The sequence below is a fragment of the Bacteroidetes bacterium SB0662_bin_6 genome, from assembly GCA_009839485.1.
Classification (GTDB): domain Bacteria; phylum Bacteroidota; class Rhodothermia; order Rhodothermales; family VXPQ01; genus VXPQ01.
Window position 1 is genome coordinate 219948 of the sequence record VXPQ01000046.1, and the last position, 11978, is coordinate 231925.

Consider the following 11978-nt stretch of genomic DNA (forward strand, 5'->3'; position numbering starts at 1 on the left):
ATACGCCTGTTTTCACGTATCGAAAACAACAGGCCCTGGGCGTCACTATTCCCCCGCCGCTTCGTCTTCGAATCCGGGCAGTGCATCTTCGGATCCGGGCAGTGTGTCGTCGGGTTCGGATAACGCCTCGTCAGGCCCAGGCGTCACACCGTCGGGTTCAGGCATCATATCCTCGGGTCCGGGTAGCACATCGTCGAACCGCTCCCGGACCTCCTCCCCGAACCGGTCCGACAGATTACGGACGGCAGGAAATCTTTCGGCGACAAAGTCCCATGTTGCGGGGAAAACCGCGGCTACCGGCCTGTACAATGCCGAGGCCTCGCGGTTTTCGGGATTCGGGATGTTGAAGAAATTCAGCACCAGAAACAGCACACTCAGCAGAAGCGCCGCCTTGCACAGGCCGACTATTGCCCCAGCCGCCCGATTCGCCATGCTCAACCTGAGCATCTTGAGACTGGTTTCGATGACCTTCGCAAGCACGTAAAGCGCCAGTTGGACTGCCGCAAACACGACAATGAAGCCCAGAATCGGAACGATGCCTGCCCCGGCGCCCAAAATCCCGCCGATGGCGTTCCCTACGGGGTGCATCAGTTCAAGAGCAAGTACGATAGCCAGCGCCGTACCCGCAAGCCCCACGATCTGGCGTACCGCCCCGGTCGACAAGCCGCGCGCCAACCCTATCAGCAAACCGGCGGCGATCAGTATGTCCAGTATGGAGGAAGACATGTGGAGCTAAGCGGGAAACGCCCGAAGAAGCCGGGAAGGAACCAAACAAAGTACGGGCATACCGAAGGGTGCGGCAAAAGGAATACGGATGCTGTGCATTTGAGAATCAGGTCCTTGATTCATGGCACGGTCAGGCGCGAAGCGCTCCCGTCACTGCGCCGGGCTTTCGCGCAAACGCATCTTCGGAATATACCAGTACGTCAGGGCGCGCCAAGCCCATTCCAGCGGGCCGTACGCGTAGCGCCGCAACCAGACGGGCGACAGCCACAACTGAATAAGCCATACGGCAAGTACGACAAAGAGTTGCTGATAGCGCTCGACACTCCCGAAGAGCCCGAACCCGTGCCCATAGAAAAGTAGCGTGCACAAAACGGTTTGCAGGATGTAGTTCGTGAACGCCAGCCGGCCCACAGCGGCAAGACGGCGTTGCAGGTTCGAAAAGACGCCCTTCTGCACCGCCAGCATGATCAGGCCCAGATAACCGAGCGCCACGCCCGTGCTGCCCCAGTAGTTGAACTGCACCCCTGTGAAGAAAGAACTCTGCCAGGTCCAACCGCCGGAGAAATTCCACCACACGCCTGCGCCAATCGCCGTCAGGCCCGCCGCCACGCCGATAACGATCATACGCCGGTAGAACCGGCTGCTCCGCGCTGCGCTCAGCACGCCCCATTTGTAGAGCGCCATGCCCACCAGCATGGCCCCGCCGCACGGCCATAGCATGAACACCGGCATAACGAAGGTGTGCATTTCAAAGGCTGCACGCACACGGTAGGCCTGCTGGGCCATCCATCCTCCCTGGTACGCAGCCAGTTCCGCCTCAAGCGCGGCAGCGTCCGGCGTCCAGAAAGACGCCACGCCGGCGACAGCTTCCGGAGACGCATAATTCATCAGTCCCCAGGCAAAAAAGAGATTCAGAAATGTGGCCACCGAGAAAACACAAATTCCCAGCACAAGGAGTCTCCGGGGAGAGCGGTTGCGGAACAGGTATATCCCGCAGCCGCATATGGCGTACGGCACCAGAATGTCCCCCGTCCAAAGGAAATAGACATGGAGCAGGCCGAAAACCAGCAGCCAGAACATCCTCCGGTAGTGTACGGAAGCGGATCGTCCACTGCGGGCCTCAGCCCGGTCCGCGAACAGGCAGACGCCCGCTCCGAACAGGATCGAAAACAGCGTCATGAATTTCTGATCGGCCAGGACATGGCTGGCCAGCCAAACCATCAGGTTGATGCCGGTCAGATCACCCCACGCCGTCGGATTCACGTAGGCGGCGGTCGGCATGGAGAACGACTGTACGTTCATGATGAGAATGCCGAGCAAAGCAAAGCCCCGGAGCACATCGAGACTTTGGATCCGCTCGCCGGGAGCGACCGGCGTATAGGTGGACATAGCGGAGTGGAAAACAGCGGGAAATGACCGAAAATACAGGTCCTGTCGCCCCATTGCGACCACCGTGAAACTACCTCTCGCGACGAAACGGCGCAATACGGGCCCTTACGTTCCTGTACGGGATAAAGATACGCGTGTTGCAGGGTTTGCCGGATGCGCCTTCCACATTCCGGATTTTTCCCGCAGGCGAGTGCAAATCCGTCGAGGCTATGCAAAGACCGAAGCTACAAATCCCTGCGAGGCGCCTATGCATCGTTGCGCTCATGGTGAGGCACAACTTCCCCCCGCTCTATGTACCGGCGCAGCAACCGGAGATACATGCACCACCAGAATGAGCACACCCGATAATGGTTAGTTATTTCGGCCCATCCCGTATGATAAAAATCGATCTGCGTGGCATCGCCGACGGTCTTGAGTCGAAAACCGACATGCGTTCCCATCCAGTCGTCGGCGGCTTTGATCATTTTCCATTCCAGCACGGCCCCGGGCTCGCACCGGACGACTTCGGCCTGCCACTGATAATCCGGACCGAACCCGAAATCGTAGATTGCGCCGAATTCGGGAATCCCGCCGGCGGTCAGGGTCCACCAGGAATTAAGGCCTTCGGCGGTGCTGATGGCTTCAAAGATGCGTTCTTTCGAACCAGCGATCGACAGGGTGTGGTAGATATCCGGCATTCTTTTACGAGAAAGTGTTTCTGACGCGCACCGAGTTCCTGAAGTATTTCGTCCAAATGATCGCCCATCCCAGCGAGAAAATCACTATTCCCAGAAGAATAGGCAATGCGGCGAGCAATTCCTCACTGTTCAATCGCGGCTGACCCTCTATAATCCGCTGAAACAACACGCCATATATTATCCGCAGGGTAATCAGGATGGATGCAGCCCACAACGCAGCGATATTCCACTTCGGCGCCCTGGGAGACCCCCTTATAATGAGCAATAGCGGACTTGCAAGCGCCAGGAAGATCACGGCCATAAGCAACACGGGATAGTCGAAAAACCACCCTGACAAGCCCGCCGAATAGAACAATATGACCGGGATCGAGCCAACAACGTAGACCAGTAGCCAACCCCCTATGCCTTTCATACTGTCTCTTTCCATCAGACCCTTTTCTTCCTCGCTGTAAACTCGCCCCGTCCCGAAATGCAGGCGCGGTGAGCGCGTCACGCCGCCTGGCATCGCTTTCGGTTAGCCCGATACTCCCATCACGACCCGTCCCAAGGCCGGCGGCGGGGTATCCAGCGCGGCACATTGGCCTTGTAGCGCCGATAGTCTTCGCCGAAGCGCCGTTCGAGGCCCGGCTCTTCAAAAAATACGAAAAAGACCGTGTTGAGCAGGAAGAAGACGAGCATCCAGCCGACCAGATACCACGAACCGAATAGCAACGACTCGGCGACGAGCATGACATTTACGCTCGTGAGCATGGGGTTCCGGACATGGCTGTAGGGACCGCGAACCACCAGCTTCTTCGGCGGCGCCCACGGCGCAGGCGTGCCCTTGCCAACCTTCACAAACAACCTGACCGTCCAGGCGGCAAAGAAGAGGCCGGTGACTCCCAGTAAAGCACCTATCCAGAACCTGGGATCTTCAGGCCCTGCCAGCGCCATAGCCCCTGGCGAGCCCGCCGAAAGCCATAGTATTGCCCCCGGAATAAAAACAAGGGCCGTCCCGGGCAGGATGACAATAGCCTTGATGAGTTGCAGATTCATGCAGGTTCCTTACTCCACATGCGTTCGGAGAACAGGACCTGATAGAAGCAAGGCGTTACGCTTTACGGCAGCAGCAGCAACAAGAGCAGCACTTCTCACAAGAGCAGCACTTGCAGCTTTGGGGAGTATTCATGGTATCCTCCGGGATGCACAATGATTTGCGTTCCTTCCTGTATGATGACAAAAAACAAACCACATTGTTCCTCCCCGCATCCGGCTTCTCCTTAGTAATCACCGCAAAGTTCTCCCCGTTCAGGGCGGGCGTCCCCGGCCCCAGCTTCACCCGCGTAGAAATGTTTCAATGAGGCCGGAGCTTAATGCTCCGGAAATCAGGCTCCTCCCGGGAAACACCCCTCACGACCTCAACGGTAACAACACATAAATAGCAAAGGTCCGGCGATCTTGTATCGAAGCCTTCCCGAAGCGATCGACACAGTTCTCCACCCTGTCAATGTCGCCGACGACTTCCGACCTGTGCAGCGTAACATGCGGGTCGTAATCCGCTTGATGACGCTGGGCCTGCATCTCACAGAACACCTCTGCAAAATCCTGAATATCCTGAGAAAATCGCCCAATGATCCCTTTGCGCTGGCATCGCTTCCTTGCATCACCGTGTTGCAATGCCCGATAAGCCTGATTCCACGCCCGCGTATTACGATTCGAATAGCTACGGCCAGCAAGCGCATCCGCGCAATTCTGCGCCAGACAATGAAACAATGCATAGTAGGCGGTACTCGTTGCTCGCCGCAGATTCACCTGCCTCGGCTTGCGCTTATCGATATAAGCCAATTCCCTTGATGCATCAAGCATGTTTTTTACGTACCGCATAACTCTCCTCCCACTCTGATTTTTCCACAAAGGTAGTAACCGGAAACGTTTCCATACCGAATTCCTCCAGCCCATTGCGAAGATTCCTGTTCAAGCCCCTCGCCGTTTTGAGATTCAGCAATTCCTGCTCCCCATCGAAAATAACTCGTATCCGAAGATATTCTTCGACTTCGTCATCGAAATAAAACTTTTCCATCTTCATGACGATATCGTCGAAGACAACATCCGTCTTCAGGCAATCACGCAGTATTTTTTCGACGGCGGATTTTATTTCCGCCTCTTTTTCCTGCAATAACGCTACGTTCGTCATCCCGAATCCCTCCTTTTTTCGAGCTTCAATGCCCTCCTGTAGACCCGCGATAGCGTATTCCGTAACCCATTACCGGTTCCCGTGCGACATTTTCAGCGAATGCCGCTGACTCCCTCCCGGCAATATTGCCGGAACGTGCGCCACAGGATTCGCCCTAAACTCCTGCCCGCTTTCCCTACCCCACCCGCACAATCACCCCAAAATCCTCTCCATTCAGGAAGGAAACACGAGCAACGGCTTACTGGTTCTCATCACAATCTTTCTCATTGGACGTATCCTGTTGTAACGGGTGCGCGATCCAAAGGCGCCCATCCCTCAAGGAGGTACAGATTGACCCTCAATGCCACCGAAAGACGCACCGCCGTGCGCGAACGATACGCCCGCGCAGCCGTGACGGGAGACACCTGCTGCGAGCCCGCAAACGACGACCCTGGAACCGACGGTTCTGCCGCAACCGCCAGCGGCGCGAAAACTACCGCCGACGAGATCAGTTGCGCTGTCGGCTACGGCCAGGACGAACTGAACCGCGTCCCCGAGGGCGCCAACCTCGGTCTCGGATGCGGCAACCCTGTGGCGCTGGCGTCGCTGGCTCCGGGCGAGACCGTGCTCGACCTCGGTTCGGGCGCCGGCTTCGACTGCTTCCTGGCTGCGGAACGCGTCGGGCCCGAGGGCCGGGTCATCGGGGTGGACATGACCTCCGAGATGGTGGAACGGGCGCGCGCCAATGCGCTCAAGGGCGGTTTCGCGAACGTCGAGTTCCGGCTGGGCGAGATAGAGGCTCTGCCGGTGCCCGACGGCGTCGCGGATATCATCATTTCGAACTGCGTCCTCAACCTGTCGGCCAACCGCCCGCGCGTCCTGGCCGAGGCAATGCGCGCGCTCAGGCCCGGCGGCCGTGTAATGATCTCGGATCTGGTTTCCGATCACCCCATGCCGGACTTCATCGCGCACTCGAAGGCGTCGCTGGTCGGCTGCCTTCCGGTCCAGGTCGCCGAGTACGAAGCCGACCTCGCCGCTGCGGGATTCACGGACATCAACGTCGAAAAGCGGCAGCGCTATCCGTCCGAGCACATTCTCGCCGATCCCCAGGTGCAGGCGGTAATCCGCCGCCAACCCGCGCGCGAGGCAGAGGTCCACGCCTTCCTGGAATCGATACACGGGGGAACGATCTGCGCCACAAAGCCGGAGGCAGCAGAATAACAGGATTCGCCAGTAAGGTCACATCAACCTCGACGTAGAGCGTCTCGCCGATGCCGAGACCGCCTGGAAATCCCCGGCCTGGAAGGGGCCTCGCCAAAAACACTGTCGAGTACACGATGATCAAGAAAGCCCGAACCGATCACCCCGTTCAGGAGCCCATCGCCTCCCGCTATGCCTGACCTCAACTTCATACCCCATCCATTGGTTGGAACGCCTTACGGCGCAGCGCTGGACCTGTGCATTATCCTTGCGATCATCGCCTACCTCTTGTCGGTGATCACACGCGAGTATTCCTGGGTCGACCGCCTCTGGACGACTTGCCCGCCGATCTACTGTTTGATCGTCGCCGCATCGCTGGATTTCGAATCCGCCCGGGTAAACCTGATGACGTTGCTCGTTTTATTGTGGGGAGCACGGCTCACCTTCAACTATGCGCGCAAAGGGGGATTCGCCAAAGGCGGGGAAGATTACCGTTGGCTGGAGATCCGCAAGCGCATCGGCCCCTTTCGGTTTCAGTTGCTGAACCTGGTGTTCATCGCTCCCGGGCAGATGCTCATCGTCTGGCTGTTCACGGCGCCCATACATATTGCCTGGATGCATCAGGACGCGCCGCTGAATTGGATCGATATCGTGACGGCGCTGGTGTTTTTCACCCTCTGGATCGGAGAAATCGTGGGCGATGAACAGATGTGGCGCTTTCAGCAGGAAAAGAAGCACAAGATCGCGGCCGGCGAACCGGTCGGGCAGGGCTTCATAACGTCGGGCCTGTTCGCCTGGTCCCGGCATCCGAGCTATTTCTGCGAACTCGGCATGTGGTGGAGTTTCTACTGGTTCACGATCGCGGCCTCGGGGCAACTCGTCAATTGGACCATGCCGGGGTTCATTCTGCTGACCATGGTTTTCTTCGGCTCGTCACGGCTTGCCGAGTCCATCTCGCTTTCCAAATACCCGTCCTATACGGATTATCAGGCGAGCACTCCGCGCATCATCCCGTTCACCGGGATAGGCAAGATCAGGCGGTCAGGGTGAAGGCCCGGTCTGTTTGCCGGACATGCTATAGAGGACAGCCCGTTCAATAGATTTTGCGGGCACATTCCATGCTTTAACTCCCCCATGCTATTGACATCATGCCAGCTTCTTCGTAAATGTTATCGATAACACCCGCTCTCTGCGAATCGCCACGATGGAGCGGAGAACATTCTTGCGGCTAACAGGCGCCGACACAACCGCCTTCGTGCTGTCGCAAGGCCTGTCGTGCACTGCAAGAGCAGCTGGTGTCCCAATATCGTTCTGATCAACACCTATGGAAAAGATGCACAGGATCAGGGAAATACGATACGTGGCCGTGATGCTGGTAACCTGCATGCTTGTGGCGGCCCTGACTATCCAGAATCGCCCTGATGACCTGCTTCATCGCGCCGCGGAGGCGGGAGACCTCGAGACGGTCTCCACGCTCATCGAACAGGGCGCCGACGTGAATGCTCGTATAGGCGATTGGACCCCCTTGCATCGCGCGGCGGTGGCGGGGCACGTAGCGATCGCCCGGCGGCTCCTTGCGGCAGGCGCCGAAGTAGATGCCCGGGGCACGGCCGGATGGACGCCGCTGCACCGGGCAGTGAAGATGGGGCAGGTGGAGATGGCGAGGCTGCTCCTGGCAAGCGGGGCGGATGTACACGCGAAGGGCATCCACGGTTGGACGCCACTGCTTCGGGCAGCAATGGCCGGACGGGCTGAAACAGGGCATCTCCTGATTCAAGCCGGAGCCGGGGTCAACCAGAGAAGCATCCACAACGGCTGGACCGTGCTGCACTGGACGGCCTTTAGCGGTAGCCTGGAACTGGTCCGATATCTGATCGATGCCGGTGCAGAGGTTCATGCCAGGGCCGGGACAGGGCCCACGCCGCAGGGAAATACACCCATGTGGTTGGCAACGCACTACGGCCACGATGAAATCAGAGCACTGCTTCTTGAACAGGCAGGACCGTAAAACGAGAGGGGGTATCGATGAACGAACCACGTGATATATCGGGAGGCGCCTTCCGAAAGAACAAACCGGGGGAGCAAAGCCGGCGGGAATTCCTGAAACTGGCGGCAACCGCCGGTGTGGCCGCTACCGTGCCGGGTCTTTCTGCCTGCCTGGACGATACACCGGACGGACGACCACCCAACGTCATTGTTATCTTCGCCGACGACCTGGGCTATGGCGACCTGGCCTGTTACGGCTCGGAAACCATCCGCACGCCCAATCTGGACGGCCTTGCTGCTGAGGGCATGCGCTTCACGGATTTTCGCGTGACGTGCTCCGTGTGCAGCCCCTCCAGAGCTTCCCTGTTGACCGGGCGCTATCCGTCTCGCTGCGGGATGCCCTATGCTGTGGGCGGGGTCTATTCGGACCTGGGCCTGCAAGAAAGCGAAATCACGGTAGCCGGGTTACTTAAGGACGAAGGGTATGCGACGGCCTGTATCGGCAAATGGCACCTCGGCGTACCCCAGGGCTTCAATTACCAGACCCACGAGGGATTTACGTCTTCTTCGGAGTTCCACCCGAACCGGCATGGCTTCGACCTCTTCTACGGCATGGTGGGTAACTCGAACCCGGATGGATCCACCCCGCTCCTTGAGAACGATGGCATCGTGGATCCGGATGCTCATATCACGACGATTACGGAGCATTTCACCCGACGCGCGACCGACTTCATCCGTGCGCACCAGGATCGGCCGTTCTTCATCTATCTCCCCCACACCCGGTCGCACGCCCCGTGGATGGCGAATCCGAGGTTTGCGGGGCAATCCCGGGACGGTGTCTACGGAGATATGGTGGAGGAGATCGACTGGAGTACGGGCGAGGTGCTGAAAACACTGGACGAGCTCGGCCTCACGGAAAACACCCTCGTGATCTTTGCCTCGGATAATGGAGCCAGTCCGTCGCCTACGCATGGATCGAACGCACCGCTGCGCGGCGGGAAAGGCTCTACCTTCGAGGGGGGCATGCGCGTACCCTGCATCATGCGCTGGCCCGGTGGGGTCCTTGCCGGGCGAACGAACGCCGCAATGATAAATGTGATGGACCTGTTACCGACGATAGCCGGCCTGGCAGGGGCCCGCCTGCCGGAAGACCGGGTAATCGACGGAATGGACCTCCGGCCGGTGCTTTCCGGCGCCGAAGAGACCATAGCTCCTGACCGGATGTTTTATTACTACAACGGGCTGAACCTGCAAGCCGTGCGTGAGGGCCGGTGGAAGTTGCATCTGCCGCGTCGGTCCGAGATGCTTGTGTGGTGGGATTCAGGATTGGACGAACTCGAAGCGCCCATGCTTTTCGATCTGGAAACGGATCCCGGCGAAACGAACGACCTGGCTGCGCAGCGCCCGGAGGTTGTTGAGCGGCTACTGGCGAAGGCCGAACAAATTCGAGCCGAATTGGGATCGTGGGAGCAAGAGGGCAGGGATCAGAAACCCATTGAACACTTGATGGACGACCGCCGCCGTCTGCGGCACCTGCGAACGCAACAGAGACATCAGGATATGGGAAGGGATGTACCGTCTACCCGATATCGCTAACCCGCATTTTGTCCGGAAGGCCCTCGGACATGTGGATAATGGTTGGAAAAGACATCCTCATGAAAAAGGAACATGATCTGAATCCCGTTATGGAGCCTGTAGCGAACGATTCGAAGACGGCCTTCCATGTGATGACGAAACCCATCGGGCCGCTTTGCAATCTGGACTGCACATATTGTTTCTATCTGGAGAAGGAAAACCTCTATCCTCAAGCGCAGAAGAAAGCAGTCTGGTCGATGCAGGACGACGTCCTGGAAACCTATATTCGGCAATACATTGCATCGCAGGACACGCCGGTCGTCAGCTTTGCCTGGCAGGGAGGTGAGCCCACGCTGCTGGGGGTGGAATATTTCCGAAAGGTCGTAGCTCTCCAGGAAGAATACGCAGACGGCAGGAAAGTCGAGAATGCTTTCCAGACCAACGGGGTAATTCTTGATGATACGTGGTGCGCTTTCTTTGCGGAGCACAACTTTCTGATCGGGCTTTCCATCGACGGCCCGCGCGCGCTACACGACAGATACCGGGTGGACAAGGGGGGGCAGCCTACTTTCGATCGGGTGATACAGGGGCTTTCCTATCTGAAGAAATACGACGTGGCCTTTAACACGCTGACGGTCGTCCAGCGTCATAACGGAGACTATCCACTTGAGGTCTACCGGTTTTTGAAGGAGATCGGCAGCGGGTTTATGCAATTCATCCCGATTGTAGAGCGTGTGGCAACCGAGCCGGGGTTGGATCACTTGTCGCTTGTTTCCCCTGATTTTACCTATGAGGCCGTTGTTTCCGAGTGGTCGGTCGAGCCGGAGCAGTATGGCCGGTTCCTGTGCACCATCTTCGATGAATGGGTGCGCAATGATGTCGGTCAATACTTCGTCCAACTCTTTGATGTGGCGCTTGAATCCTGGATCGGGAGGCAACCAGGCCTTTGTGTGTTTCGCGAAACGTGCGGCGATGCGCTCGCGCTCGAGCACAATGGGGATCTCTATTCCTGTGATCACTTCGTCTACCCTGCCAACAAGCTGGGCAACATCATGGATAAGCCGCTGCTATCCATGACGAATTCTCTCCAGCAGCAATCATTCGGAGCCGCCAAACAAGACACGCTGCCGGATTACTGCCGTCGGTGTGACGTGCGTTTCGCCTGCAACGGTGAATGCCCCAAAAAGCGTTTTATGAAGACACCTGACGGCGAAGCAGGATTAAACTACCTGTGTGCCGGTTACAAGATGTTCTTCAGGCACATCGACCCCTACATGAGATTCATGGCCGGTCAGCTTTACCGGAGAAGGGCGCCTGCTGACGTCATGGCGTGGTCGCGTTGGCGGGATTTTCACGCCAGTGGCAGGCGCATAGGCCGGAATACGCCCTGTCCCTGCGGCAGCGGCAGGAAATACAAGGCGTGTTGCGGCACTTTGAGGAATGGTGGTGATCAGTTTGCCGGATCTGCATGATCTGATCGGGGCAGATGACGCGCAAGCATGCGCTGCCGATAGTGTTCATCGGTGCGTCCGGCAATGCGATACACCTCGGATTCATCCATGAAAACCGGCCCTCCGAGGGTCGCGGCGCCGACGAAGATGCGGGCTGCCTTCTCTGCCATGGCCAGCGCCGCGATGACCTCCGTGTGCTGCGCTCCCAGGGCGATGACACCATGGTTCTCAAGCAAAATGGTCTTGGGCAGTACTCCCGTTATTTTTCTAAACGTCTCTACTTCCCTGGCCATGTACCGGGCCAGCGTAAAGCCAGGATCCACGTAGGGTATCAGAACGGATTCCACCCCGCAGTAGACGACTTGGTCGGGAATCACGCGCCGGACGGCAAAGTCCCGCTTTCGCGGGGAACAGAGCACCTGGTTGACGGCGATAGCATGGGTGTGCCCGATGATCCGGATGCCCGGCAGAGTCAGCAACCAGGCGTGAAACAGGCTCTCGACCGAGGGCTTGAGCGCGTCCGGATCCGTGCGCACTTCCAATAGCAACCTCTCTATTTCCTCGTCCGTAAGGTCTTTCCCTCCTTCCAGAGCCGCCAGCAACGGCCGGGCATCAACCCCTACCAGTTCTTCGGGTTTCAGCGTGGACATCCGGGTGCCGCTGGCTTTAATAAGGAAGTGGTGGTCATCCAGCTTGCCCGAGACATTCCCCTCCCCGGCGATAGCCATATGCCGCCCGTCCCCGAGATCGTGCGCGAGGTCAAGTAACAGGCGACGGATATCTTCCATGGGGGGCATAGGCTTGATGTTCCTTGTTCCCGAA

Annotated in this window: 13 protein-coding genes; 5 read left to right on the forward strand and 8 right to left on the reverse strand. The window is 58.2% G+C overall.

Annotated elements, in window-relative coordinates; translation table 11 throughout:
• Window positions 1–45: 45 nt before the first annotated feature.
• The 7 genes from F4Y00_08875 to F4Y00_08905 form a co-directional block, all read right to left on the reverse strand.
• Window positions 46–726: a CvpA family protein gene (locus F4Y00_08875; protein ID MYE05065.1), complete on the reverse strand. Its 681-nt coding sequence runs from the start codon at window positions 724–726 to the stop codon at window positions 46–48.
• 150 nt (window positions 727–876) lie between these two features.
• Entirely contained in the window at window positions 877–2115 is a 1239-nt protein-coding gene (locus F4Y00_08880; GenBank protein ID MYE05066.1) for a DUF418 domain-containing protein, read from the reverse strand.
• A 245-nt stretch (window positions 2116–2360) separates the two neighbouring features.
• Window positions 2361–2792, reverse strand: a complete 432-nt coding sequence (locus F4Y00_08885; GenBank protein MYE05067.1) for an SRPBCC domain-containing protein — start codon at window positions 2790–2792, stop codon at window positions 2361–2363.
• 4 nt (window positions 2793–2796) lie between these two features.
• The gene (locus F4Y00_08890; protein MYE05068.1) at window positions 2797–3204 is read right to left on the reverse strand and encodes a hypothetical protein; all 408 of its coding nucleotides are present in this window, start codon (window positions 3202–3204) and stop codon (window positions 2797–2799) included.
• A gap of 119 nt (window positions 3205–3323) precedes the next feature.
• On the reverse strand, window positions 3324–3827 hold the full coding sequence (locus F4Y00_08895) for an isoprenylcysteine carboxylmethyltransferase family protein (GenBank protein MYE05069.1): 504 nt from the start codon (window positions 3825–3827) through the stop codon (window positions 3324–3326).
• A gap of 354 nt (window positions 3828–4181) precedes the next feature.
• Window positions 4182–4637 (reverse strand): hypothetical protein, encoded by a 456-nt coding sequence (locus F4Y00_08900; protein MYE05070.1) that lies wholly within the window; start codon window positions 4635–4637, stop codon window positions 4182–4184.
• Entirely contained in the window at window positions 4630–4965 is a 336-nt protein-coding gene (locus F4Y00_08905) for a hypothetical protein (protein MYE05071.1), read from the reverse strand. Before F4Y00_08905 ends, F4Y00_08900 begins: the two co-directional genes overlap by 8 nt.
• 99 nt (window positions 4966–5064) lie before the next feature.
• Between F4Y00_08905 and arsM the strand changes: the two genes are divergently transcribed.
• From arsM to F4Y00_08930, 5 genes are all read left to right on the forward strand, one after another.
• Entirely contained in the window at window positions 5065–6165 is a 1101-nt protein-coding gene (gene arsM, locus F4Y00_08910; GenBank protein MYE05072.1) for an arsenite methyltransferase, read from the forward strand.
• Between the two features lie 171 nt (window positions 6166–6336).
• Entirely contained in the window at window positions 6337–7194 is an 858-nt protein-coding gene (locus tag F4Y00_08915; protein MYE05073.1) for a DUF1295 domain-containing protein, read from the forward strand.
• Between the two features lie 274 nt (window positions 7195–7468).
• Window positions 7469–8152, forward strand: coding sequence for an ankyrin repeat domain-containing protein (locus F4Y00_08920; GenBank protein MYE05074.1), 684 nt, complete (start codon window positions 7469–7471; stop codon window positions 8150–8152).
• Between the two features lie 17 nt (window positions 8153–8169).
• On the forward strand, window positions 8170–9726 hold the full coding sequence (locus F4Y00_08925) for a sulfatase (protein ID MYE05075.1): 1557 nt from the start codon (window positions 8170–8172) through the stop codon (window positions 9724–9726).
• A gap of 89 nt (window positions 9727–9815) precedes the next feature.
• On the forward strand, window positions 9816–11177 hold the full coding sequence (locus F4Y00_08930; GenBank protein MYE05076.1) for an anaerobic sulfatase-maturation protein: 1362 nt from the start codon (window positions 9816–9818) through the stop codon (window positions 11175–11177).
• Here F4Y00_08930 and F4Y00_08935 read toward each other — a convergent pair.
• Window positions 11156–11944 (reverse strand): class II aldolase, encoded by a 789-nt coding sequence (locus tag F4Y00_08935; protein ID MYE05077.1) that lies wholly within the window; start codon window positions 11942–11944, stop codon window positions 11156–11158. The two genes, F4Y00_08930 and F4Y00_08935, sit on opposite strands and share 22 nt — an antisense overlap.
• Between the last annotated feature and the right edge of the window lie 34 nt (window positions 11945–11978).